25 protein-coding genes and 8 tRNA genes are annotated in these 25,066 nt (G+C 41.1%); 23 read left to right on the top strand and 10 right to left on the bottom strand.

Annotation, left to right across the window (positions count from 1 at the left end; genetic code table 11):
• Positions 1-29: 29 nt before the first annotated feature.
• The 3 genes from EGC86_RS18870 to gltX all read right to left on the bottom strand — a co-directional run bounded on the left by EGC86_RS18870 (position 30) and on the right by gltX (position 1,970).
• Positions 30-105: transfer RNA gene (locus tag EGC86_RS18870), tRNA-Glu, on the bottom strand.
• Between the two features lie 275 nt (positions 106-380).
• Positions 381-456 (bottom strand) — tRNA-Ala (locus EGC86_RS18865).
• Between the two features lie 104 nt (positions 457-560).
• Entirely contained in the window at positions 561-1,970 is a 1,410-nt protein-coding gene (gene gltX / locus EGC86_RS18860) for a glutamate--tRNA ligase (RefSeq protein WP_011638163.1), read from the bottom strand.
• A gap of 256 nt (positions 1,971-2,226) precedes the next feature.
• Here gltX and EGC86_RS18855 point away from each other — a divergent pair.
• The 6 genes from EGC86_RS18855 to EGC86_RS18830 all read left to right on the top strand — a co-directional run bounded on the left by EGC86_RS18855 (position 2,227) and on the right by EGC86_RS18830 (position 2,855).
• Positions 2,227-2,302 (top strand) — tRNA-Val (locus EGC86_RS18855).
• A 39-nt stretch (positions 2,303-2,341) separates the two neighbouring features.
• A tRNA-Val gene (locus tag EGC86_RS18850) sits at positions 2,342-2,417 on the top strand.
• 32 nt (positions 2,418-2,449) lie between these two features.
• Positions 2,450-2,525 (top strand) — tRNA-Val (locus tag EGC86_RS18845).
• 41 nt (positions 2,526-2,566) lie between these two features.
• A tRNA-Val gene (locus EGC86_RS18840) sits at positions 2,567-2,642 on the top strand.
• Between the two features lie 27 nt (positions 2,643-2,669).
• A tRNA-Val gene (locus EGC86_RS18835) sits at positions 2,670-2,745 on the top strand.
• Between the two features lie 34 nt (positions 2,746-2,779).
• Positions 2,780-2,855, top strand: a tRNA-Val gene (locus EGC86_RS18830).
• Between the two features lie 41 nt (positions 2,856-2,896).
• Here the strand turns inward: EGC86_RS18830 and EGC86_RS20920 are convergent.
• Positions 2,897-3,091 carry a hypothetical protein gene (locus EGC86_RS20920; protein WP_165872457.1) on the bottom strand — a complete coding sequence of 65 codons (195 nt, stop codon included), beginning with the start codon at positions 3,089-3,091 and terminating at the stop codon, positions 2,897-2,899.
• A gap of 43 nt (positions 3,092-3,134) precedes the next feature.
• Positions 3,135-4,964, bottom strand: a complete 1,830-nt coding sequence (locus EGC86_RS18825) for an ABC transporter ATP-binding protein (RefSeq protein WP_123778581.1) — start codon at positions 4,962-4,964, stop codon at positions 3,135-3,137.
• A gap of 212 nt (positions 4,965-5,176) precedes the next feature.
• Here EGC86_RS18825 and EGC86_RS18820 point away from each other — a divergent pair, with 212 nt between their 5' ends.
• From EGC86_RS18820 to sstT, 6 genes are all read left to right on the top strand, one after another.
• Entirely contained in the window at positions 5,177-6,712 is a 1,536-nt protein-coding gene (locus EGC86_RS18820; RefSeq protein ID WP_123778579.1) for an AlkA N-terminal domain-containing protein, read from the top strand.
• Positions 6,713-6,716: 4 nt separating this feature from the next.
• Entirely contained in the window at positions 6,717-7,268 is a 552-nt protein-coding gene (locus EGC86_RS18815; protein ID WP_123778577.1) for a methylated-DNA--[protein]-cysteine S-methyltransferase, read from the top strand.
• Positions 7,269-7,340: 72 nt separating this feature from the next.
• The gene (locus tag EGC86_RS18810; protein ID WP_011638159.1) at positions 7,341-8,627 is read left to right on the top strand and encodes a DEAD/DEAH box helicase; all 1,287 of its coding nucleotides are present in this window, start codon (positions 7,341-7,343) and stop codon (positions 8,625-8,627) included.
• An 11-nt stretch (positions 8,628-8,638) separates the two neighbouring features.
• A complete protein-coding gene (locus EGC86_RS18805; protein WP_011638158.1) occupies positions 8,639-9,118 on the top strand; it encodes a protein-tyrosine phosphatase family protein in 480 nt (159 codons plus the stop codon).
• A gap of 510 nt (positions 9,119-9,628) precedes the next feature.
• Positions 9,629-10,519, top strand: a complete 891-nt coding sequence (locus tag EGC86_RS18800; RefSeq protein ID WP_041413640.1) for a chemotaxis protein CheV — start codon at positions 9,629-9,631, stop codon at positions 10,517-10,519.
• Between the two features lie 504 nt (positions 10,520-11,023).
• On the top strand, positions 11,024-12,265 hold the full coding sequence (sstT, locus tag EGC86_RS18795) for a serine/threonine transporter SstT (protein WP_011638156.1): 1,242 nt from the start codon (positions 11,024-11,026) through the stop codon (positions 12,263-12,265).
• 457 nt (positions 12,266-12,722) lie between these two features.
• Here sstT and EGC86_RS18790 read toward each other — a convergent pair whose 3' ends face one another.
• The 3 genes from EGC86_RS18790 to EGC86_RS18780 all read right to left on the bottom strand — a co-directional run bounded on the left by EGC86_RS18790 (position 12,723) and on the right by EGC86_RS18780 (position 14,735).
• Complete coding sequence (locus EGC86_RS18790; protein WP_123778575.1) at positions 12,723-13,376, bottom strand: pseudouridine synthase; 654 nt, start codon at positions 13,374-13,376, stop codon at positions 12,723-12,725.
• A 151-nt stretch (positions 13,377-13,527) separates the two neighbouring features.
• The gene (locus tag EGC86_RS18785; RefSeq protein WP_123778574.1) at positions 13,528-14,109 is read right to left on the bottom strand and encodes a protein disulfide oxidoreductase; all 582 of its coding nucleotides are present in this window, start codon (positions 14,107-14,109) and stop codon (positions 13,528-13,530) included.
• 29 nt (positions 14,110-14,138) lie between these two features.
• A complete protein-coding gene (locus EGC86_RS18780; RefSeq protein ID WP_123778572.1) occupies positions 14,139-14,735 on the bottom strand; it encodes an acyl carrier protein phosphodiesterase in 597 nt (198 codons plus the stop codon).
• A 194-nt stretch (positions 14,736-14,929) separates the two neighbouring features.
• Here EGC86_RS18780 and EGC86_RS18775 point away from each other — a divergent pair, with 194 nt between their 5' ends.
• From EGC86_RS18775 to secF, 6 genes are all read left to right on the top strand, one after another.
• Positions 14,930-15,118 (top strand): hypothetical protein, encoded by a 189-nt coding sequence (locus EGC86_RS18775; RefSeq protein WP_123778570.1) that lies wholly within the window; start codon positions 14,930-14,932, stop codon positions 15,116-15,118.
• A gap of 68 nt (positions 15,119-15,186) precedes the next feature.
• Complete coding sequence (queA, locus tag EGC86_RS18770) at positions 15,187-16,227, top strand: tRNA preQ1(34) S-adenosylmethionine ribosyltransferase-isomerase QueA (RefSeq protein ID WP_123778569.1); 1,041 nt, start codon at positions 15,187-15,189, stop codon at positions 16,225-16,227.
• A gap of 142 nt (positions 16,228-16,369) precedes the next feature.
• Entirely contained in the window at positions 16,370-17,494 is a 1,125-nt protein-coding gene (gene tgt / locus EGC86_RS18765) for a tRNA guanosine(34) transglycosylase Tgt (RefSeq protein ID WP_011638151.1), read from the top strand.
• A 25-nt stretch (positions 17,495-17,519) separates the two neighbouring features.
• Positions 17,520-17,852, top strand: a complete 333-nt coding sequence (gene yajC, locus EGC86_RS18760; protein ID WP_011638150.1) for a preprotein translocase subunit YajC — start codon at positions 17,520-17,522, stop codon at positions 17,850-17,852.
• 17 nt (positions 17,853-17,869) lie between these two features.
• Complete coding sequence (secD, locus tag EGC86_RS18755) at positions 17,870-19,720, top strand: protein translocase subunit SecD (RefSeq protein ID WP_011638149.1); 1,851 nt, start codon at positions 17,870-17,872, stop codon at positions 19,718-19,720.
• A 14-nt stretch (positions 19,721-19,734) separates the two neighbouring features.
• On the top strand, positions 19,735-20,682 hold the full coding sequence (gene secF / locus EGC86_RS18750; RefSeq protein WP_123778567.1) for a protein translocase subunit SecF: 948 nt from the start codon (positions 19,735-19,737) through the stop codon (positions 20,680-20,682).
• A gap of 62 nt (positions 20,683-20,744) precedes the next feature.
• Here secF and EGC86_RS18745 read toward each other — a convergent pair whose 3' ends face one another.
• Together EGC86_RS18745 and EGC86_RS18740 are read right to left on the bottom strand one after the other, a co-directional pair.
• A complete protein-coding gene (locus EGC86_RS18745; protein ID WP_123778565.1) occupies positions 20,745-20,957 on the bottom strand; it encodes a hypothetical protein in 213 nt (70 codons plus the stop codon).
• Positions 20,950-21,351, bottom strand: a complete 402-nt coding sequence (locus EGC86_RS18740) for a DUF3224 domain-containing protein (RefSeq protein ID WP_123778563.1) — start codon at positions 21,349-21,351, stop codon at positions 20,950-20,952. The genes EGC86_RS18745 and EGC86_RS18740 overlap by 8 nt, the downstream gene beginning before the upstream one ends.
• Positions 21,352-21,557: 206 nt before the next feature.
• Here EGC86_RS18740 and EGC86_RS18735 point away from each other — a divergent pair, with 206 nt between their 5' ends.
• The 5 genes from EGC86_RS18735 to EGC86_RS18715 all read left to right on the top strand — a co-directional run bounded on the left by EGC86_RS18735 (position 21,558) and on the right by EGC86_RS18715 (position 24,998).
• The gene (locus tag EGC86_RS18735; RefSeq protein ID WP_011638146.1) at positions 21,558-21,878 is read left to right on the top strand and encodes a putative signal transducing protein; all 321 of its coding nucleotides are present in this window, start codon (positions 21,558-21,560) and stop codon (positions 21,876-21,878) included.
• A gap of 389 nt (positions 21,879-22,267) precedes the next feature.
• A complete protein-coding gene (locus EGC86_RS18730; RefSeq protein WP_059744424.1) occupies positions 22,268-22,627 on the top strand; it encodes a rhodanese-like domain-containing protein in 360 nt (119 codons plus the stop codon).
• Positions 22,628-22,635: 8 nt separating this feature from the next.
• Positions 22,636-23,547: a precorrin-2 dehydrogenase/sirohydrochlorin ferrochelatase family protein gene (locus EGC86_RS18725; protein WP_123778562.1), complete on the top strand. Its 912-nt coding sequence runs from the start codon at positions 22,636-22,638 to the stop codon at positions 23,545-23,547.
• A 79-nt stretch (positions 23,548-23,626) separates the two neighbouring features.
• Positions 23,627-24,163, top strand: a complete 537-nt coding sequence (locus tag EGC86_RS18720; RefSeq protein WP_123778560.1) for a YaeQ family protein — start codon at positions 23,627-23,629, stop codon at positions 24,161-24,163.
• Positions 24,164-24,395: 232 nt separating this feature from the next.
• Positions 24,396-24,998, top strand: a complete 603-nt coding sequence (locus EGC86_RS18715; protein ID WP_165872456.1) for a CBS domain-containing protein — start codon at positions 24,396-24,398, stop codon at positions 24,996-24,998.
• Positions 24,999-25,066 lie beyond the last annotated feature (68 nt).

Here is a 25,066-nt window from a genome sequence, read left to right as displayed (position 1 = left end):
TTTCGAATCATGTTCAACCATCTTAAATATGGTATCCCATAGGGGATTCGAACCCCTGTTACCGCCGTGAAAGGGCGGTGTCCTAGGCCTCTAGACGAATGGGACACATTTGATACGTTATACTCTGCATCGAGTGAATACTCATTGGTGCCTGTAGGCTAAACACCAGTGCTAATTACCTATAATGAAGAACAAAACCCTAAGATTCGAACCCCTGTTACCGCCGACTCTTTATAAACCAAAGTGGGCGATGTCCTAAGCTCTATTTCTAGACGAATGGGACACATTTGATACGTTATACTCTGCATCGAGTGAATACTCATTGGTGTCTGTAGGCTAAACATCAATGCTAATTATCTACTTAAAGATTGTTAAGTAAGTGGTGGAGCTACACGGGATCGAACCGTGGACCTCTTCACTGCCAGCGAAGCGCTCTCCCAGCTGAGCTATAACCCCGTCTTACTTAATGCTTTTGAATATGCTACTAGAAAAAATCTAACATCATGTCTCAACTGCGAGGCGCATTCTATGCAGCATACCCAAAAGTGTCAACTCGTTTTTTAGGAATTTATTCTATCTGCTACAAATTCAATCGCTTTGGATATTCTTTGTGCAGATCTTTCTTTTCCGATTAAGAACAAGGTTAAATCTAATGCAGGAGACTGTCCTGCGCCAGTAACCGCAACGCGTAAAGGCATACCTACTTTACCCATGCCGACATCAAGTTCTGTCGCTGTGGCTTCAATAACGTTGTGAATATTCTCTACGCTCCAATCATTTAGTTCAGATAACTTTTGATTGAACAATGTTAAAGGCTCTAGTGCCACGCCACGTAGATGCTTCTTAGCTTGGGCTTCATCGAAGTTATCAAAATCTTCATAGAAGTAACGGCTTGAAGCGGCTAATTCTTTTAATGTTTTCGCTCGTTCTGATAATGCTGTAACAATTTCAGTTAACGCTGGACCATTACTAGTATCAATTTTCTGATCATCCATATGCCATTGTAAATGTGATGCGACATAAACAGGATCGAGAGACTTGATATAATGTTGGTTTAACCAAATAAGCTTATCAGTATTAAAAGCTGAAGCAGCTTTATTGATATCATCTAACTTAAACAGCGTTTTCAACTCTTCCATTGAAAATATTTCTTGATCGCCATGAGACCAACCTAAGCGAACAAGATAGTTTAATAGTGCTTCTGGTAGATACCCGTCATCACGGTATTGCATAACGCCCACAGCACCATGACGTTTAGATAGCTTGGCGCCATCGTCACCTAAAATCATCGACACATGTGCATATTCAGGGATCGGTGCGCCTAATGCTTTAAGTATGTTGATTTGGCGTGGCGTATTATTGATATGATCTTCACCGCGTACAACGCAGGTAATACCCATGTCCCAGTCATCTACTACAACACAGAAATTATAGGTTGGTACACCATCGGTACGCTTAATGATTAAATCATCAAGCATATCGTTAGAAATTTCGATTCGACCACGAACGTGATCATCAAATATAACACTGCCTTCAATTGGGTTTTTAAAGCGAATGACAAAAGGTTCGTCAGTGTCACGAGGTGCAAGGTTACGACAACAACCGTCGTATTTCTGTTGCAAACCTTGCGCAGCTTGGTCTTCACGCATGCTCTCAATGCGTTCACGCGAGCAATAGCATTTGTATGCAGTGCCTTTGTCAAGCATTTGCTCAATAATTTCATTGTAACGATCAAAACGTTTAGTTTGGTAATAAGGACCTTCATCCCAAGTCAAACCTAACCAGTTCATACCGTCAAGAATGGCATCACATGCTTCTTGAGTTGAACGTTCAATATCAGTGTCTTCAATACGAAGTACAAATTCACCATTGTTAGCACGTGCGTGCAACCATGAATAAAGTGCTGTACGAGCACCACCTACATGAAGAAAACCAGTTGGACTTGGAGCAAAACGCGTCTTAGTAGTCATAATCGGACACTAACCTATTTATAAACGTCTAAAGAAGACAAACAAAAAAATGTGCCGCTATTCTAACAGTCAAACCCAGCAGTTGAAATGGCGGACTTTCAAACCTAGGGAGGTTTTTGGATTTTCTTTATTTTTGATCACAATCCCTTGTTCAACAAAGCATCAAAGCGAACAATTTTAGTCCGACTGACATTATTTTAAATAAAAAGCGTTGACAGGTTTTGCTTGCCCCCTATAATACGGCCCCACACAGCGAGGTCGATTAGCTCAGCTGGGAGAGCACCTCCCTTACAAGGAGGGGGTCACTGGTTCGAGCCCAGTATCGACCACCATATTTTTATTTATGGATTATAACTGTTAATTATATCCCAGGTCGCTTAGCTCAGCTGGGAGAGCACCTCCCTTACAAGGAGGGGGTCACTGGTTCGAGCCCAGTAGCGACCACCATATAATTAACTAAACTGTTGTGTAGAGTCCCAGGTCGCTTAGCTCAGCTGGGAGAGCACCTCCCTTACAAGGAGGGGGTCACTGGTTCGAGCCCAGTAGCGACCACCATTTCTCAAATAGAGTGGTGGACTCAAAAGTAAAATATCCCAGGTCGCTTAGCTCAGCTGGGAGAGCACCTCCCTTACAAGGAGGGGGTCACTGGTTCGAGCCCAGTAGCGACCACCATATTTTACAAAAAGATTGATATTCCCAGGTCGCTTAGCTCAGCTGGGAGAGCACCTCCCTTACAAGGAGGGGGTCACTGGTTCGAGCCCAGTAGCGACCACCATATCAATTTAAGCTTACATTTACGTTTTATCCCAGGTCGCTTAGCTCAGCTGGGAGAGCACCTCCCTTACAAGGAGGGGGTCACTGGTTCGAGCCCAGTAGCGACCACCATATTTTATTTCTGTACTATTCCTCTTACATCTTGCAAAGTTTTACCAAGCAATCCAAGCAATCCAAGCAATCCAAGCAATCCAAGCAATCCAAGCAATCCAAGCAATCCAAGCAATCCAAGCAATCCAAGCAATCCAAGCAATCCAAGCAATCCAAGCAATCCAAGCAATCCAAGCAATTAATATTCTACTTACCTTTTTGTGCCTATTTTTTATTCCTGTGCATAAAAAAGCCACTCAAATTTGAGTGGCTAACTAATGTTAATGGTTCAAGTTTTGATTAATCTAATCCTAAAAAACCGCCAGTTTGATGGGCCCACAGTTGTGCGTATATCCCTTTGGCATTAATCAGCTCTTGATGAGTACCTTGTTCAACAACACAGCCTTTATCTAATACAATGAGTCTATCCATAGCTGCAATCGTTGAAAGTCGATGCGCTATCGCTATTACTGTTTTACCTTCCATCAATTCATAAAGAGACTCTTGAATCGCAGCTTCGACTTCAGAGTCTAAAGCTGAAGTGGCTTCATCAAGCAATAGAATTGGCGCATTCTTAAGTAATACTCTTGCAATGGCAATTCGTTGACGTTGGCCGCCAGACAGTTTGACGCCGCGCTCACCCACCTGAGCATCGAGTCCCGTGTTGCCAAAGGGATCCGTTAAATTGTCAATAAACTCTGCAGCTTGTGCTTGAGTTATCGCCGCCATTAATTTTTCATCACTGGCATGTGGATCACCATACAGAATGTTTTCACGGATCGAACGGTGTAATAACGACGTATCCTGAGTCACCATACCAATATTTGCCCGTAATGAGTCTTGGGTAATATCCGTTATAGGTTGATCATCAATCAGTATTTGGCCTTTTTCAACATCATGAAAACGCATCAATAAGTTTACTAAAGTCGATTTCCCTGCACCAGACCGTCCCACTAAGCCGACTTTCTCACCTGCTTTAATATTCAGGTTTAGTTGCTCAATAACGCCAGTTTTTTCACCATAGTGAAAGCAAACCTGGTTGAAATCGATTTTTCCATGGTCAACAACAATGTCTTTTGCATCCATTTTATCTTGGATAGCAATGGGTTTTGATAACGTATTCATACCATCGGTAACGGTACCAATATTTTCAAATAGTGAACTGATTTCCCACATGATCCATTGTGACATGCCATTTAAACGCAATGCTAAACTCACCGCAATCGCAATGGCACCAACCGTAATCGCATTGTCTGCCCATAACCAAATAGACACAGCCGCAATGGTGAACGCTAATAAGTAATTAATGATTTGCACTAATACATTAATGATCGTAACCAGACGCATTTGGCCATAAACGGTTTTTAAGAAACGCGTCATACTATCTTGGGCGTAGTCAGCTTCTTGTGTTGTATGCGAGAACAGCTTTACGGTTGATATGTTGGTGTAACTGTCGACAATACGGCCCGTCATTGTCGAGCGAGCATCAGCTTGTTCTGTCGATATTGCTTTCAGCTTTGGAACGAGTTTCCATTGGATCAACACATAAGCCGCTAACCAAACGAGCATGGGTAGCATTAAACGTACGTCTGCATTGGCAATCATGACCAACATAGAGGTGAAATACACTAAAATGTACATCAGTACATCCAGTAATTTCATGACCGTTTCACGTACAGCAAGCGAAGTTTGCATTACCTTTGTGGCGATCCGTCCTGCAAAGTCATCTTGATAAAATGAAATACTTTGTTTGAGTAAATAGCGATGTGCTTGCCAACGAATAGCCATGGGATAGTTACCCAAAAGCGTTTGGTGCACGATAGAAGCATGTAACCAGACAACCAGCGGTATGACGACTAAGACAATCACTGACATGGTAATCAAGGTAGTGCTTTCATCTTGCCATAATGTTTGCGGATTTTTGGTGACTAACCAATCTACCAGTTGGCCCATAAAGCCAAACAGTGACACTTCCAACATTGCCATTATGGCTGTTAGTACTGACATGATAATTAAAGGCAAACCAAACCCGCGGGTATAATGACGACAAAATGCGTACAAAGTATTGGGTGGCTGAGTCGGTTCTTCTTGCGGTAAAGCTTGGGTCAATGATTCAAAAAATTTAAACATCTAATGCTCTAACTTAATGGTGAAAATTCTGCTGACTAGGATAACGCAAAAAGGCCAAATGTAATGGGTTAAATTGTTACCATATACGAAACGATTGAGTTCCGTTTTCCGCTAGTCGTGGTTGTTGTATTTCGGTAAAGTAATCTCTTAAATACGCTATAAGTAGAAAATAGTTCAGTTTTTCATTGAGTGATATAAGGCTAAATAAACGAATGGTCCAGATTAACAGTGATTGTAATATTGCAGCACAGATCTGCCAGCAAGCAAGACTTAGTCGTGATGCTCGCTTTGATGGTCAATTTTTTACCGGAGTTATCACTACTGGTATTTATTGCCGATCAATTTGTCCCGCTCCTGCACCCTATGAAAAAAATGTCCGTTACTTTGATTCTGCGATTAAAGCGGCTAATGCAGGGCTTAGGCCTTGTCTTCGATGCCGGCCAGATAGTGCGCCAAGTTCATTTGCGTGGTTAGGTACTCAAACAACATTAATGCGAGCGATTACGTTAATTGAGCAAGGCTATTTAACTGGTGAGAATGCAGGAACGATCGTCAAATTAGCTGATAAGTTAGGTATTACCAGTCGGTATTTAAATAAACTCTTTAACCAAGGTTTGGGGACTTCGCCTAAACGTTTTGCGTTATATCAGCAATTGATGTTTGCTAAGCAGTTATTACACCAAACACAATTATCAATGACAGACGTCGCCATGGCTGCAGGCTTCAATAGTATCAGGCGGTTTAATGAAATTTTTAAGCAAGAACTATTGTTAACACCTAGCGATTTACGCCAAAAGAGCCGACATTCAACTGATGTAACTCATCCTTATAAAGATAATCAAGTGAGTACTGAGATTAAACCAATAACATTAGCATTATCTTACCGTCCGCCTCTCAATTGGGTAAAAATGCTGGCTTTTTATGCATTTCGTCAAGTTGATAATATGGAGGTCATTGATGATATTTCGGGACGTTATGGTCGAACCTTTTCGTTTAATGGTGTAGAAGGCTTTTTCTACATTTCACCTAATGCCGATAAACCTCAACTTGATGTGAGTATTTACTTAGCTGATGCTAATGATATTAAATCCTTGCATTATATTACTCTGCAATTACGCCGTATGTTTGATTTAGATGCTGACATGGAGATAATCCAGCAGGCATTATCTCCCATCATTAAATTAGGCGCCAAAATTGATAGTGGCTTACGTATACCAGCGGCTGGCAGCGTTTTTGAGGCCGCTTGCCGTGCCGTATTAGGGCAACAAGTCAGTGTAGTGCAAGCCACTAAACTATTAAATTTATTGGTTGAATCTTATGGTGAAACGCTGTTCATCGATGGTAAGACTTGGCAGTTATTTCCTACGGCACAAGCTATTGCTAACGCTTCATTAGATGAACTTAAAATGCCAGGAGCTCGAAAATTAGCATTAAATGCCTTGGGGCAATTTGTATATCAGCATGCTGACTCAACACCTGACGATTGGTTGTCTGTAAAAGGTATTGGTCCATGGACTGTTGCCTACGCGAATATGCGAGGTTTGAGTGATCCTGATGTGTTTTTGAGTTCTGATTTAGTTATCAAAAATCGTCTTCATGCATTATATGAGCAATCGGGTAAACCCATTGAAACCCCTAAATCGTACATAAGCATTGCTGCCGACATTGCAACACAAGCATCACCTTGGGGCAGCTACTTAACCTTCCAGCTTTGGGATAACGATCCTGTCGCTGCAAAAAACGGATAATATTATGACCCATTTTACTTCGCCCAAGTGTCATGCTTTAGTCACAAGTCCAGTTGGTTTACTCTCGCTTAAAGCATCTGAGCATGGATTAACCCATTTGCAGGTTGAAGACCTTGCCCAAACGAGCTCGCGTGTAGAGATTCAAACTCAGTTTAGACTCCAACAAAGCACGACTGAGACAACTCAAGATTTATTGGTACAAGCCCAACAGCACATTGATACAACAGTCATTCAATTAACAGAGTACTTCGCAAATCAAAGGCAGCATTTTAGTGTACCTTTAGCGCCTAAGGGGACTGTTTTTCAACATGAAGTTTGGCATGCTCTGAGTCAATTAATATTCGGCCAGCGCTGCAGTTACAGTGATATCGCCAATACTATTGGGCGACCTAAAGCTGTCAGGGCTGTTGGGGCTGCAAATGGTGCAAACCCAATTGCTATTATCGTTCCGTGTCATCGGGTGATAGGTAAAGGCGGTAAGTTAACCGGTTATGCTTATGGGCTCGATATGAAGCAGTGGCTACTGGACTTGGAAGGGATTGAAGAAATTAACTAATTTATCTGACTGCTGTGCCAAAGTACGTTAAAATGTGCGATTGATAACCATTTTCTTGAGCGCATTTGATACATGACCCAAGCTTCTTTAGCTACGACTTTCGCTGAATTTGGCCTGCATACTCCATTGTTGGCTAGATTAACCGAGCTTAAATACCTTCAGCCTACACCAATCCAAGCTGAAACCATTCCTAGCACATTAACTGGTAAAGACTTACTGGCAGGTGCCAATACTGGCTCAGGTAAAACAGCGGCTTTTGCATTGCCGATATTACATCAATTGGTGAGTCGTCGGGCAGCAACATCTGCCAAAGGTAATTTTGTTAGTGCGTTAGTCTTGGTACCAACGCGAGAACTTGCTAAGCAAGTTGCCGACAGCTTTAAATCTTATGCGGTTCATTTAAATGGCGACATTAAAGTGGTTGCTGCATTTGGCGGTGTATCTGTTAATACTCAGATGCTAGCATTGCGTGGCGGTGCGGATGTAGTCGTCGCGACGCCAGGTCGTTTACTCGATTTAGTATCGTCAAATGCATTAAAGCTGTCCCAAGTGACAACGCTAGTACTTGATGAAGCAGATCGAATGTTAAGCCTTGGTTTTACTGAAGAGCTGACTCAAGTACTCAATTTACTTCCTAAGCAAAAACAAACGTTATTGTTTTCAGCGACTTTCCCAGATGAAGTTCGCCAACTAACGCAAGCGTTGCTCGTTAACCCGCTTGAGATACAATTACAAAGCGCTGAGGCGAGTACGTTAGTACAACGGGTAATGACGGTTAATCGTGAAAAAAAGACCGCTTTACTTGCACATTTACTACAACAGCATCAATGGCGCCAAGTGTTGATTTTTGTTGGCGCTAAAAATAGTTGCAATCATTTAGCTCAAAAACTGGCTAAACGTGGTATCACTGCAGAGGTGTTTCACGGTGATAAAGCCCAAGGCGCGAGAAGTCGTGTATTGGAAGGTTTTAAGGCGGGTGATATTCAAGTGCTCATTGCAACAGATATTGCTGCTCGTGGCCTTGATATTGAAAAATTACCTGTAGTAATAAATTTTGACTTACCGCGCAGTCCAGCAGATTATATGCATCGAATTGGTCGCAGCGGGCGTGCGGGAGAGGTCGGTTTAGCGTTGACCTTGTTGTCGCATGATGAGTATCATCACTTCTCTGTTATTGAGAAAAAGAATCAAATTCGCCTTGAACGTGAACAAGTTAACGGATTTGAGGCTGATGATGTAGTGCCTGAAAGCGTACTGGAACAACCTAAGCCAATGGCTAAGCCAGAAGGTAGCGGCAAGAAAAAACGTAAGAAGTTGTCCTCAGTTAATGTTGATATTTGGGCTAAAAAACCAGATTAGTAGTAGGTAATATGAAACATATTTTTTGGTTAGTTGATGGACAAATTGCAGGCCGTAGTGGTCCAAACAAAGATGCGTGGGATTTAGCTGAGTTTAAGCAGGCTGGTTTCGGTGCAATCGCATCATTAAATAATGCTGAAGGTTGTGATACCGACGCTATGGCTGAATTAGGTCTTCGTCATAAAGTGTTTAATTTACCTGATAATATTCCACCTAAATCGCATGACCTAGCCATTTGTGCTGAAATACTCCCTCAGGTTTTAACATTTATTCGTGAATGTGAAGCCGATCAGTTACCAGTGTTACTCCATTGTCGCTCTGGGATTAATCGTACAGAAATGGTGATGGCTTATTATATGATGGAAAACGGTGCGGCGCCTTTGCATGCAGTTAGTCAAGTTCGCAATGCCAGTGGCTTAGCGTTCGATGCCGAGGGTTGGGATCAATTTGTTTATGATGTGCTTTACGAGCTGCAATCTGCTTCGAACTGATTTTATGTCAATTTAAAGCATCATAATAATGAGGGAAACAATGATAATTAAATCAGTAGCTGGTTTAATTATCATTGTTTCCCTTTGTTGTTTTTATTGGGTTGTATTCGGTTTTAACTTGCACTCTGTTCTAGCTTATATGTGTATATAGCCGATTAAGTTTTTCTCCCTAGCTTTTATAAATTGCGTTAAGAAGGCTAAGAGCGATTTAATCGTTGAATTTTTTTGTATAAAATGTCGACTAGTTGTTGTCGGAAAGGTATTAATGTAGTTTGCTATTTCTTGTTATCAACCAGAGTCTTCTCCTCAAATATTCACTATTTATTGAAACGTAATTGTAATCGAAATGATTTATCGAGTTGGCTCTTATCGGATGAATAGCTAATTTTGTGATTTGTAATGATGTTTGCAGATAAAATAGACCACTTAAGCTAGTCTAAAGACTGACGATAAATGCTATAGTGAAATAGGTTTCAGTCTTTAGATGAAGGGGTAATGATGAGTCCGAAAATGAGCAAAGCGAATCAATCGCAGGGTTTATTGCTTTTTAAGCTAAATCAAACACAAGTGTTTGCTTTAGGTACTTTAAAAATTCGTGAACTCGTGCCGTTTACTCCTTTAACTAAAATCCCGCACTCTCACCCAGCCATTTTGGGGGCTGCAACCATTCGTGGTATGACTATTCCTATTATCGATATGGCTGCAGGTATTGGTTATAGGCCCGTTACCGAAGCAGAGCTTAAAGACAGCTACATCATTATTACTGATTGTCAGAGAATGGTGATAGGTTTTCTTGTGCGCTCAATCGATAAAATCATTGAATGTAATTGGCGTAATATTGAAGCACCTTCAGGTAACTTAGGCAAAAATGCATTTTTAACAGGTGTAACCCGTTTTAATGATCAGCTCGTTCAGTTATTAGATGTTGAGTTATTACTGTCGAAAATATTCCCGGATGATCCGATTAATAATCGAGCGATATTAACCGATGTACAACGTGAGAAATTAACTCCGTTACGTATTTTACTGGTGGATGATTCAAAAGTTGCCCGCAAGCAATTATCTGATGCATTAGATTCGATTAACATTGCTTATCAAGTGACGGCCGATGGTCGTGATGCACTGCAGATGATGCAACAAGCCGCGGAAGAACGAAAGCCTATTGATTTACTGGTGAGTGATATTGAAATGCCAGGACTTGATGGATACGAATTAGCCTTTGAGGTTAAAAATAATCCAGCGATTGAACACGCGTACATTATTTTACATACGTCCTTATCCAGCGAAATCAGTGTTAGCCAAGCTAAACAAGTCGGAGCCAATGAGGCATTAACAAAATTTGATGCTAAAGAGTTGATTGAAGCGATGCTTAGAGGTGCTCAAGCACTGCAGCCTGCTTGATGATTGCTGTTGGTTTTTTTATGGTATTTTCAGCTTTTAACATCGTTAACAATTTAACAGCAAGTAACCTGTAACCGTCAAATTAGTGCTTTCTTTATGAGCAATGATTGAATTTTTTTACTCATTTGGCATCAACACTAGACTTATTGCATGGCATCCTGATATATAGCTACAAGGCTTTTACAGTGTTCAGTATATTCGCTGGGCACAAGGTAATGCTTAACTTTAATGAGGGAGTGCTATCCCTGAAAACGGATTGATTGAAGTGTGCAAATTGAGTGGTGTGAGTTAATTACGCTCAATGAGTAAGAAGAGCTGGGTGTTTTCAGTAATAGCATTGATATTATCGAGATGTCATGAAAGTCGTAACCTAGATATTGTATCACTATGAGTTGTAAGGTGATGAATACGTTGGTATGACGAGTATTGTGATGTTTCCTTTTCTAAAGATAAGCAAAACCTTGATCATAAAAAGTCATAAATATAATAATCATAGGTTAAGCAATGAATCAAAAAACATCACTGTTAGCTCGTATCGCTAACGGTAGCCTCGTGCTACAAATTATCAGCGGAATCATTTTGGGCGTGATTCTGGCAAGTATTTCAACAACAGGTGCCAACAATGTGGCTTTTTTGGGCTCACTTTTTGTGGGTGCTTTAAAAGCTATTGCGCCAATCCTGGTTTTTGTTTTGGTTGCATCATCGATTGCCAATCAAAAGAAAAATAGCCAAACCAATATGCGTCCTATCATTGGGCTATATCTTCTGGGTACATTTGTTGCTGCATTAACCGCAGTATTATTCAGTTTTGCGTTTCCAACCACTTTATTGCTAACCACTGGGATAGAGGGCACCAATCCTCCTCAAGGGATTAGTGAAGTTATCAATACCTTATTGTTCAAAATTGTCGATAACCCAGTTAACGCACTATTAACGGGCAATTACATTGGTATTTTGGTGTGGGGGGCTGGTCTTGGAATAACCATGCATCATGCCAGCGACAGCACTAAACGAATGCTCTCAGATGTCAGTGATGCGGTGTCAAATATTGTTCGCTTTGTGATTCGTTTAGCGCCTATCGGTATTTTTGGTTTAGTTGCGGCTACATTTGCTGAAACAGGTTTCGACGCTCTAGCGGGTTACGGCCAATTATTGATGGTACTTGTGGGATCTATGTTATTCATTGCTTTGGTGATTAACCCTATTATCGTTTATGTCAAAATTAAGCGTAATCCTTATCCATTAGTATTTAAGTGTTTACGTGAAAGTGGTGTAACAGCCTTTTTCACCCGTTCAAGTGCGGCCAATATTCCGGTCAACATGGCTTTGTGTGAAGAATTAAAACTGCATAAAGACACTTATTCAGTGTCTATTCCATTAGGTGCCACCATTAATATGGGCGGTGCTGCGATTACCATTACGGTATTAACATTAGCAGCAGCTCATACTTTGGGTATTCAAGTGGACTTTATGACAGCTCTGTTATTGAGCGTGATAGCGTCGGTTTCCGCTTGTGGTGCTTCAGGTGTTGCCGGTGGTTCATTATTATTAATCCCATTAGCGTGTAGTTTGTTTGGGATTTCTAATGATGTTGCCATGCAAGTTGTGGCAGTTGGTTTTATTATTGGTGTGATTCAAGATTCAGCCGAAACAGCACTAAATAGCTCTACAGATGTTATCTTTACTGCAGCAGCATGTGAAGCTGCTGAAGCTAAAGAGGCCAAGCAAGCCGCTCAAGTGAGTTAATATTGTATGTAACTTCAGTTCGGGATAATAAACAGTTATCAAACAGCCTTTATCCCGCTAACTGTGTTGTATCGATGCGTCAATACGCTTTATTAGCAAAACAAATGACAAGTTTGATATGAAATAGGCCAAATGTTGCCATTTTACCTTACTTATCCCATCTCATAACTCGAATTGAGGTTATGTATATTCATTAAAAAATGCCGACGCGATTGTGTCGGCATTTTTTTGTCTAATTGAGCATAAGTAACCTGAGCTCGGGATAATAAACGCCTTTCAAACAGCCCTTTGTCCTGCTAACTGTGTTGAATCGACTTACAATAGGCTAGCTATTGACGCGTCAATTCGCCTTATTAGCATAACAAATGACAAGCTTGAAAGTGAGTTGGGTTAACATGCTGATTTTAAATAGCTAAGTTCATCCCTTATCCCGAGTTCAGGTTAAGTAATGACGGCATTAAAATGGATGCTGGCTAAAAAACGTCATCTCGACTTGGCTATAAGGATGGGTAATTGTGAGCGATTGCGCATGCAAGTTTAACCGTTTACTGGCACTAATTGTCTCGTTATCGCCATAAAACTCATCGCCTAAAATTGCATGGCCAAGCGCCAACATATGAACCCTAAGCTGATGAGTGCGACCCGTGTGGGGTTTTAGTTCCATCAGCGTTGACTGCGTCCTATGTTCAAGTACCTGGAAGTAGGTTAACGCAGTTTTGCCTGAATCTGTAAGCATTTGGAATGGTGGTGAATCAGGGTTAGGTCCTAGCGCAAAGTTCACTTTACCTTGCTGTTCACCCACATGGCCAATCACTTCGGCAATGTACACCTTTTTAGCTTGTCGATTTTGAAACTGAATTTTTAAATGTGATTCTGCTTTTTTAGTACGAGCAAAAATCATGATCCCAGAAGTATCACAATCTAAACGATGGATCAAAATCGCTTCAGGATAACATCGTTGCAAACGGGTTATGGCCGTATCGTGTGTGTCTGGTGAACGTCCTGGATTTGATAATAGGCCTGAAGGCTTATTGATGACGATAATGTCACGGTCTTTATAGCGTATGTCCAACCACGGAATTGATGGTGGTTGATAAGTAAAGATGTGCATTATAAATTGTCTCTCTAATTGTGTCTGATTCAGGTATTGATGTGGCGAAACGTTAATCTCGCGAGTACTCATGTTGCGGATACTAACAAAGTTTTACTGATAACCAAAAACCAATTATTCGGCTGAATAATACTGTTTGGTTATCGCCGCTTTACCAGGTCGCTAGCCACAACCGTAATGACATTCCCCAACTGCTTGTTACGCCAGAGGTAACAAAGCGAATATTGTTTTCAGCATCAACGATATAAATAGCAGGCAATGCCATGGCGCCCCATTCTTGGCTTAATAACATTGTTTGATGCTGATTGATGACATCAAAATGATAATGATGATGTTGCATAAAGGTGCTGATGTCGTCGTCAGAACCTGAAGCTACTGCAATGGAAACAACCTGATAATCTGGATTTAGACTAACTGAGTTCACCATAGGAGAGGTCACTTTACACACCGGACACCAAGTGCCCCAAAAATAGACCAAGGTGGGTTTATGTTGGGTACTGTTCTCTCTAATATGTTGCTGGGCGTTAATTGATGGTGCAGTAAATAATGATATTGGTTTATTGGCGATAGTATACGCGTTTATTGGCATCGCTACGCCTGTTCGCATATCTCGCTGTAGATAACTCGCGATAGCGAACAACACCACCGCAATAACGATGATATCGCGTAGACTCGTTAGCCAAAATCGTTTGGTTTTGAGTGTGTATTTTAGATTAAGTAACCATGACGGCATACGACATTAATTCCTATAAATACCCTGTATTAAGGTAAATATGCTGCCGGAGTCTTACGACTATAAAGCCTACTATAGGCCATTAACTGCGGATAAAAGGTTCTAAATGCAATCTCGATATCAATATAAATCTTATCGATATCTTTAATGGCATGGTCAAAAAGTTCTGGTTTTGATAAACGACGACTGACGCCTTTAATCGCTTGATCTAATCCTTGTCTTGTTTGGTAACTACTTAGCCAATCTTGCTGGATAATTTGTGGCGCAATGGCCTGTAACGTCGGAGGTAGTTCAAGTGTAGTACTAAGCTGGTGGTATGCTTTTTGGCAAAATTCATCTAATGGCTGGTGATGATACTCTTCCCAATAAAACGCTAAATAATGATCGAATACTAAGTCAACTAATATAGGTGCTACGCGACGTGAAGTTTTAGGGAACAGCTTGAGCAGGTCGATAATAATTTCATGATTGTCAGTAATTTGGTCTATCTGACGATGAAGCCATATCCCTTGTTGCAGATGTTTTGGATGTTGCTCTATGTTACCTTTCGCGAAATCACCCGACAAATTAGCTACTAGGTGAGTATCGCTGATGTCGGCTAAATGTAAGTGAGCTAAAAAGTTCATAAATTGTACTTCTAATTTTATTATTTTACAGTATGATACAAGCCGTTTGTAACAAAGCGTTACAAAGTGGCAAGTGAGTGGTGTTAATCATAACGTTTTATAGATAAATGTCATGGAGTATTGAACTTCGTATTGTTGTGATGCGTATATGTAACTGCTTTTTAAAGGTTATAGGATTAATTTAGGGATCAAGGATGATGAAAGACTGGATTAAAAAGTTATTGGGTAAGCCAGCTGCACCAAAAAGAAATAAAGTACACATCGACATGCGTTATGAAGAACATTCATATAAATCGGACCAAACCTTTGACTCTGCCAAGTCAGATACTATTGAACTGGACGATATCGACACCGAGTCGATAGAACAAAAGCTGAGAAAATAATCACCAAACTTGATCTTAACCCGCAGTCGCCATAGACTAGCGGCCGTTTTTACTGTTGAGATCATACTATGCGTGTTGCAGATTTTTCATTCGACCTACCTGATGAGCTGATTGCTCGCTATCCGACAGCACAACGCAATGCTTCGCGTTTACTCACATTAAGTGGCGAAAACAGTGAGCTTGCAGACAAAAAATTTACTGATTTATTCAATCTAGTCAATCCTGGAGACTTGATGGTGTTTAATAACACCCGAGTTATACCAGCACGTTTATTTGGCCAGAAGTCGACTGGCGGTAAGCTTGAGATTCTCGTTGAGCGTATGCTCGACGATAAACGCATTCTAGCCCACGTTCGCAGTTCAAAATCTCCTAAAGTCGATACACTTATTGACTTAGACGGCGGCTACCAAATGATAATGTTGGCCCGTCACGATGCATTGTTCGAGCTTGAATTACTGTCTGATAAAACCATATTAGAAGTACTTGAAGACGTCGGTCATATGCCACTTCCTCCTTACATTGATCGTCCTGATGAGGATACTGATAAAGAACGTTATCAAACAGTGTATAACCAAACACCAGGTGCAGTAGCTGCACCAACTGCAGGGTTACACTTTGACGATGCCATGTTAGCCGATTTAAAAGCCAAAGGGGTTAATATTGCCTTTGTGACTTTGCATGTCGGTGCTGGTACATTCCAGCCAGTACGAGTCGATAATGTGCTTGAACACAAGATGCATTCAGAATGGGCTAATGTGTCACAAGAGGTTGTTGACCTAATTGCGCAAACTAAAGCGGCTGGAAATCGCGTTGTTGCCGTCGGCACAACCTCAGTTCGTTCATTAGAAAGTGCAGCGCGTGCAAGTGGAGATCGTCCTCTTGAAGCCTTTAGTGGTGATACCGATATCTTTATTTACCCAGGTTTTCAATTTAAAGTTGTTGATGCCATGGTCACTAATTTTCATTTGCCAGAATCAACATTAATCATGCTGCTGAGTGCTTTTGCTGGTTATGAAGCGGTAATGAAAGCTTATCAACATGCGATTACGCAAAAATATCGCTTTTTTAGCTATGGTGATGCGATGTTTGTGACGAAAAAAGCCCCGTAAGCAATGAATTTGATTTAAAATACTCGCCCACAATAGTGGGCGTTTTTTTGATTTAATGTGTCAGTAACCTTGAAGCATTAAAATTTGCCCTCATTACTATAGAAACTAAACGAGTCAGACTGTTTATCTGGCAAGGTGATTTATGAAATTTGAATTAGATACAACTGATGGTCGTGCACGTCGCGGACGTCTTATTTTTGACCGCGGTACAGTAGAAACGCCAGCATTTATGCCTGTGGGGACTTACGGTACGGTAAAAGGTATGACGCCTGAAGAAGTACGCGCTACCGGTGCCGACATTTTATTGGGCAACACCTTTCATTTATGGTTACGTCCTGGCGAAGAGATCATGCGTAAACACGGTGATTTGCACGACTTTATGAATTGGCAACGTCCTATTCTAACGGACTCAGGTGGATTCCAAGTGTTTAGTTTAGGTGATATTCGTAAAATCACTGAAGAGGGTGTGCATTTTCGTTCACCGATAAATGGTGAAAAGATTTTCTTGGACCCAGAAAAATCAATGCAGATTCAGGATTCTTTAGGATCTGATGTGGTGATGATTTTTGATGAATGTACCCCGTATCCAGCAACTCATGATGAAGCACGTAAGTCGATGCAAATGTCACTGCGTTGGGCTAAGCGTTCACGTGATGAGTTTGACCGCTTAGAAAACCCGAACTCTTTGTTTGGCATTATTCAAGGTGGTGTGTTTGAAGATTTACGCGACGAAAGTGTAAAGGGTCTTTTAGACATAGGTTTTGATGGTTATGCAGTAGGTGGTTTAGCTGTTGGCGAGCCTAAAGCAGACATGCACCGTATTTTAGAACATGTTTGTCCGCAAATTCCTGCTGACAAGCCTCGTTATTTAATGGGCGTGGGCAAACCTGAAGATTTAGTCGAAGGCGTTCGTCGTGGTGTGGATATGTTTGACTGTGTTATGCCAACACGTAATGCCCGTAATGGCCATTTATTTACCAGTGAAGGTGTGATTAAAATTCGTAATGCACGTCACCGTGACGACACAGCAACATTAGATCCTAAGTGTGATTGTTACACTTGTAAAAACTATTCACGTGCTTATTTATACCATTTAGATCGTTGTAATGAAATTCTAGGTGCGCGTTTAAACACCATCCATAATTTACGTTATTACCAAATGTTGATGGAAGGTTTGCGCGGCGCAATTGAGACAGGTACATTAGACGCCTTTGTTAAGGAGTTCTATACCAGTTTTGGTCGTGAAGTACCTGAGTTAATCGTTTAATTTTAGCTAATAAGAAGAGAGAACTATGTTTATTTCAAATGCATATGCAAGCCCAATCAGTGGTGTAGCCGGTGGCGAAACCATGCAGTTAATTTTCATGCTAGTCATGTTTGGATTAATCTTTTACTTCATGATTTTCCGTCCACAGTCAAAGCGTGTGAAAGAGCACAAAAACCTAATGGCGTCGATTTCAAAAGGTGATGAAGTGTTAACCAGCGGTGGCATTCTCGGTAAAGTGACCAAAATTGGTGAAGAAAGTGATTATGTGTTATTAGCGATTAATGATAACAACCAAATCACGATTAAAAAGGATTACATCGCAGCGGTATTGCCTAAAGGTTCTATCCAGTCGTTATAAGCCAAGAGGGCTATGGTGTGTTAAATAAATACCCAATGTGGAAAAACATCATGGTGATGCTTGTCATTGCCATTGGTAGTTTTTATGCAATTCCAAATTTGTTTGGTGAAGATCATGCAGTGCAGATTGTCGCGACTCGCGGCGCAGAAGTTACTGCATCGACACAAACGACTGTGGTTGATTTATTAGATAGTCAGGGTATTGCGGTAAAGCGTGCCGAGCTAGAAAATGGTCAGTTATTAGTCCGAGTGCAAAATCCTGAGCAACAGTTAGTCGCTAAAGAAGCTATCGCTGAACTGCTTGGCCAGAAATATACCGTTGCGCTAAACTTAGCTCCGGCAACCCCTGAATGGCTTGAAGCTGTTGGTGGGTCACCGATGAAATTAGGTTTAGATTTACGTGGTGGTGTTCACTTCCTAATGGAAGTGGATATGGGCGAAGCTATTCGTAAAATGGAAGAAGCTAAGATAGCTGATTTCCGAAGCCAGCTTCGTGAAGAGAAAATTCGTTATGCTGGTATTCGTAAAACCCCTAAAGGGATTGCGATTAAGTTTCGAGATGCTGAAACGGTTGACCAAGCAGAGACTTATTTAAAAACCCGCAGCAATGACATGACCTATACCGATGCGAGTAGCGGTAATGAGTTTATGCTTCTTGCCACCATGAGTGATGCTTACCTTAAGCAAATTAAGGAAGAAGCACTGCAGCAAAACATTACCACTATTCGTAACCGTGTTAACGAGCTGGGTGTTGCTGAGCCAGTAGTACAACGTCAAGGCGCCGAGCGCATTATTGTTGAACTGCCAGGTGTACAAGACACTGCTCGAGCAAAAGAAATTTTAGGTGCTACGGCATCAATTGAATTTCGTATGGTTGATGATAAGGCTGACGTAAGCGCAGCTGCAAATGGTCGTGTTCCTGCAGGCGCAGAAGTGTACCAACGCCGTGAAGGCGGGATTGCAGTATTGAAAAAAGAAGTGATGCTAACGGGTGATCATATCACTGGTGCACAACCTACTTTTGATGAATACAGTCGTCCACAGGTAGCGATTAATCTTGACGCAAAAGGCGGCTCGATTTTCTCTAACGTGACCAAAGACAATATCGGTAAACCAATGGCAACATTATTTATCGAATATAAAGACAGTGGTACACGTAATCCTGATGGCACAGTGAAAATGACTCGTATTGAAGAGGTTATTTCAGTTGCGACGATTCAGGCTCGTTTAGGCCGTAATTTTGTGATTACCGGTCTTGAGCACACTGAAGCACAAAGCCTAGCGTTATTATTACGTGCAGGTGCGTTGATTGCGCCAGTGACCATTGTGGAAGAAAGAACTATTGGCCCAAGCCTAGGTGCTGAGAACATCCAAAACGGTGTTCAAGCGATGATTTGGGGCATGGTTGTTGTTCTTGTATTTATGATGGTTTACTACCGTGCATTTGGTTTTATTGCCAACCTTGCATTGCTGGCAAACCTAATTATGGTTGTTGGTGTGATGTCTATGATCCCAGGTGCGGTATTAACCTTACCAGGTATTGCGGGCATGGTATTAACGGTGGGCATGGCGGTTGACGGTAACGTACTTATTTTTGAACGTATCCGTGAAGAACTTCTTGGTGGCCGCAGCGTGCAACAAGCTATCCATGAAGGTTATGGTAATGCTTTTTCAACCATTGCAGATGCTAACATCACTACCTTTATGACAGCGTTAATCTTGTTTGCTGTCGGTACCGGTGCGGTGAAAGGTTTTGCTGTTACCTTAATGATAGGTATCGCGACTTCGATGTTTACAGCCATTGTTGGCACACGCTCAATCGTGAATGCGGTTTGGGGTGGTAAGCGCGTTAAGTCATTGTCTATCTAAGGGAGAAGTTGAACATGTTTCAGATATTTTCAGTAAAGAATACAGTCGACTTCCTTCGTCATGCACTTCCTATTAGTGTAATGTCGTTGATCTTAGTTATTGCTTCTTTTGTATCGCTAGGCGTACAAGGCATTAACTGGGGCTTAGACTTTACCGGCGGTACGGTTGTTGAAATGGAGTTTTCTGCTCCTGTTGACTTAAATGCTCTACGTGCAACCATGACGACTGATGAAGCTGAAGGAGCCGTGGTACAAAACTTTGGTTCAAGCCGCGACATTTTAGTTCGTTTACCGGTAAGAAATGAGTTAAAAAGTGATGTCCAGGTTGCAGCAGTATTAACTGCTGCGCAGTCAATTGATTCAGGCGTGATTCAAAAGCGTGTTGAGTTTGTTGGGCCACAAGTAGGTAAGGAATTAGCAGAGCAGGGGGGCTTAGCAGTTATTGTTGCCTTAATCTGTATTCTTATCTATGTATCATTTCGTTTTGAATGGCGTTTAGCTGCAGGTTCTGTAGCGGCGCTAGCCCATGACGTTATTGTGACCTTAGGGGTCTTTTCGGTATTACAGCTTGAGTTTGACTTGACCGTATTGGCAGGTTTATTGACGGTTGTGGGTTACTCACTTAACGATACCATCGTAGTGTATGACCGTATCCGTGAAAACTTCCTTAAAATGCGCAAAGGCACTCCTGTAGAGATTGTGAATACCTCAATCACTCAGACCATGAGTCGTACTGTTATTACCACAGGTACAACATTAATTACCGTTATTGCGCTGTTTTTAAAAGGCGGCACAATGATCCATGGTTTTGCGACTGCATTATTACTCGGTATTTTTGTGGGTACATACTCATCGATTTACGTGGCAAGTTATTTAGCCATTAAATTGGGTATCAATCGTGAACATATGTTACCGGTAGAGATTGAGAAAGAAGGTGCTGATCAGCCTTCAATGATGCCTTAATAAGTATTATTAATCTTAATCGCTAAAAAGAAACCCCAGCTTGCTGGGGTTTCTTTTTATGCCTAACTTATGATCTTTTGTTCTGCTAAATGCACTTCACAGGCAGCCATTAACGTTTTGTGCCATTGAGTTTGTGGATCAACTATCAGAGCTTCCCATCCATCACTACCGAGTATTTCGACACTGTTAAACATCAGTGAAGTTAACGTCATAGTGCCAGATACTCTAAATGTACCGATATTCGTCTCTATACGAGAAATGGTTATCTTAGTCATGATGTAAAGTGATGAGGTAATCTGCTTGGCCGTTTTCGGTTGAGGTAAACTCACCATGACCGATGAATTGCTTCAAGTTATCGGTACCCGAGTCAGCTATTACATTGAATTGGCTTTGGGCAACACCTTGTGAAAAGACGCCATTATGTTGTAACACTATAGTGCCTGATATTTCTGGTGTATTTATGGTTAAGTGCTCCATTCCAACAAATACCGCAGCTTCCCCATTTTGATATGACATCACATAGCGAATTTGAGCAGAACCATTAATATCACCTGAATACGTTTGGGTAATTTCGGCAATGGTTTGTTTGTTGTTATTGTCGTGTTCAGCATAAGCCGATTCATTCCAAGCGGTGATTTGAAATACACCTTTTAAGACTATTTTTGTCATGTAGAGCCCTATTTGTGATGTTAATAAGTTCTAATCGCTAGGGCCAGTTGACTTTTCGTGCTTGAAAGATCAACAGGCCCTTATATAAAGTTAACTTAACCATGTCTATGGCAAATGTCCAATTCACAAACAAGACTCGACAGATTTTGGTAGAGGCAGTAGGATGAAACAAATTTGCCAGCAAGAGCAATGCAGTAGGATAACGCATGGAACAACGAAAAGTATTATTGGCCGGTGGTAATTTACTGCAGGCTCATACATGGAAAGGGCTACTGGAAACGAGTGGGATCGAAGTTGATCTTAAAGGTGAAGCACTCATTGGTGGCGTAGGCGGTTTGCCGATTGAAATGCAAACGGTTGAGTTATGGGTAGCAGATAATCAACTTGCCGCTGCGCAAACGTTACTGGATGCACTCGATATTGAACAGCCTCAATGGCAATGTGTCCAATGCCATGAAATAAACGAAGGCAGTTTTGAATTGTGTTGGCAATGTAGTTCGCAAAGAAGTGAAATGCATAACGAATAAGCCTGAGTATAAGATGGTTTTTTAGCGTTGAAGTCCATCTTTTACCACCAAATGTTGTTGGAGATAAACGGGGTTAATCATGACGTAAATTTTTTGGGCAAAGTCCCTAAGCCGATTTATGTTTTGCAATATTGCACCTAGCTTATAAATAAGCGTCCCGTTTAACTGAGCCACTAGTGTCCATTTGTGGCTTATTGTGACGCAGTTAGCGCTTATTCATCTATAAATGACACCATCATAAACCCCTCTTTGTAGTAAATTGCCACAAACTGCTGCAAAATTGTTTTCAAAAATCCAATAGACTCTATGATTAAACTACTTTTAGGTTTATGACGTATGTAGTGCTAATTTGTCACAAATGAGTGACTTAACTAACTTAAGGAAACACTATGCAACCCTCTCCAGCATTTGCCAGTTTGGTCGATTCTGTTATGCCTCATGTCAACTTATTAACCATTGAGCAATATCAACAACAAGATCAATGGCAATTAATCGATGTGCGAGAAGATAACGAGTGGTTACAAGGGCATTTACCTAATGCAAAACACCTCAGTCGTGGCATTATTGAGCGTGATATAGAGCATCGCTTTCCTGATAAAAGCACCCCAATATTACTTTATTGTGGAGCGGGTCAACGTGCTGCATTATCTGCCTATAATTTACAGCTCATGGGTTATACGCAAGTAGCCTCAATGATTGGCGGATACCGTGCTTGGATACAACATCAATTCCCTATCGTTGAAGACTGAGTAGATTAATGCAATATTTCCCTTTGTTTGTTGATACTCAAGGTTTACAGGTTTTATTGGTGGGGGCTGGTGAGGTTGCCACACGTAAACTCGATCTGTTGTCTCGTACTGATGCTCATATTCATGTAATCGCACCAACGGTTGCCAATGATATTGAAAACTATCATGCACAAGGTCGGATCCAGCTGTCTCGTCGTGAAGTCTGTGCAGATGATATTGCCAATGTCGATATCATTTACCTTGCCACTGCCGATGAGCAATTGAATATGGATTTTGCACAGTTGGCCACGGAGCGGGGGATTTGGGTGAATGTGGTCGATAATCCTAAATTTTGTCGATTTATTACGCCTTCGATAGTAGATCGAGGCAGGTTAGTGGTTGCGATCAGTACAGCTGGTGCCGCACCTGTTTTCGCTCGAACTATCCGTTCACGTCTCGAAACCATGCTACCGTCATCATTAGCGCCTTTATTTGATTTTGTTGCCAGTAAGCGCGAGGAAGTACAACATAAATTATTAGCAGGTAAAGATAGACGTTTATTTTGGGAACGATTTTTTACCACGAACCAAGATAAATTCGATACATTAACAGAACAACGCTATCTTGAGGCTTTTGAAGACTTTAGTGTTAAAGGTGAGATTCTTTTGTTAATGGAGGATACGCCGGCACATTTACTCCCTATTGCCGCCATGCCGTTGTTACAGACATTAGACGTGGTTTACAGTGATGGTGCACTTGATAGTGACATTAATGAATTATTAAGGCGAGACGCAAATAGAGAAGCTGTGCCATTGTTAAGTGATATCACTCATCAATATGAACACGGATCTCGTATGTTAATCGTGTCTTCTGCTGCTAAAGTCGCCCAGTTCAGCGCGCATTTTCCAATGGCAAAACATCTACGCCCTGGTGCTATTTAACCCAAGATGTACGATGTTCTATTATGCCGAGTCTACTTTGTAGTAGACTCGGTTTTTTTTATCCTCGTAGGAGCCTTTTATGGCCGCTAAAGCTACCGTTTTTAAAGTTTCGTTGCAGATTGCAGATATGGACCGTCATTATTATGCCGATCATCAGTTTACCTTAGCCCAACATCCGTCCGAAACCGATACGCGGATGATGGTGCGTTTACTGGCATTTGCCATTAATGCATCAGAAACGTTAGTGTTCAGTAAAGGTTTATGTGTTGATGATGAAGCGGAACTTTGGGATAAAAACCTCAGTGGTGAAATCGATCTTTGGGTTGAGTTTGGCCAAGCTGATGAGAAGTGGCTTAGAAAAGCATGTGGTCGGTCAAAACAGGTTATTCTTTATACTTATGGCGGCCGAAGTGTACCAATTTGGTGGCAGCAGAATCAGCAAGCGTTTGCTCGCTACGAAAATTTAACGGTGATTAATTTTCCTGAAGATGCGGTGAAACAAATGGAAGTTTTTGTTAATCGTAATATGGCGTTACAAGTTAGTCTTAGCGAAGGGCAAGTGTGGTTATCAGATGCAAATAATAGCGCATTAATAGAGCCTGAAACGTTAAAGTAGTGGCGTTCAGGTTGTTTGGCTACAATCACAGCATCTATCATAATTTAGATCACAGTAAAGTGAATTTAACCTTAACTTTGTAGAAATTAATTAAGTTTAATCAAATGGGTCTTGTACTAATAAAATCACAGGCAGATAATCAAATCATGTAGTGAGCATCACAATAAATTATAACTAATTAATAAATATGATGTTTCACGTTTCGCGATGGTTGTTGATTAAGGATGTTATTGTGAAGAAATTAGCCCTATACCCAGTAGAAAAAATTGATGAATTAACGTCACCAGAAGCTCATGAAGATATCTCAGTGTTATCCTCAGCATTAAACGTGTTTACTGATTTTAAGAAAGTGACACCGATGGTGATAGAATCGAGTACGTCGGCGGTTAAGGTCGAGCACTTAATGCAGAAGTCGCATGTACGTCTTAAATTAGTAATAGATGATAAAGATCGGTTTATTGGCCTAATCAGCTTTGAGTCTTTACATAATCAAGAGATATTGAAACGTGTTGCCGCTGGGCATCAGCGTGATCATTTAAGTGTTGCAGATTTTATGATCCCTAAAGAGGATCTGAAAGCGATTGATTTTGAAGATTTAAGTTATGCTCGTATTGGTGATGTTATTGAGACATTACAATCAGCAGGACAGCAACATTGTTTAGTGGTTGACCGTTCAAATCATGCCATCCGTGGTGTGTTATCTGCTAATGATATTGCTCGTCGATTAAAGCTAGCTGTCGATGTGAGTACGCCAAACTCATTTGCATCTATATTTGAAGTGATTGCCAATATTCAGCAGCCTGCCGTGTTGCAAACAACACAATCTCACTATTAGTCTGTTAACTGTTAAAAAGTTAATCCATCAGAAATAAAAATAGCCACATAATGTGGCTATTTTTGTAA

This window comes from Shewanella frigidimarina, assembly GCF_003797125.1.
Classification (GTDB): Bacteria; Pseudomonadota; Gammaproteobacteria; order Enterobacterales; family Shewanellaceae; genus Shewanella; species Shewanella frigidimarina.
The sequence above is the reverse complement of the archived record's forward strand: the minus strand, read 5'-3'. Positions and strand labels throughout refer to the sequence as shown.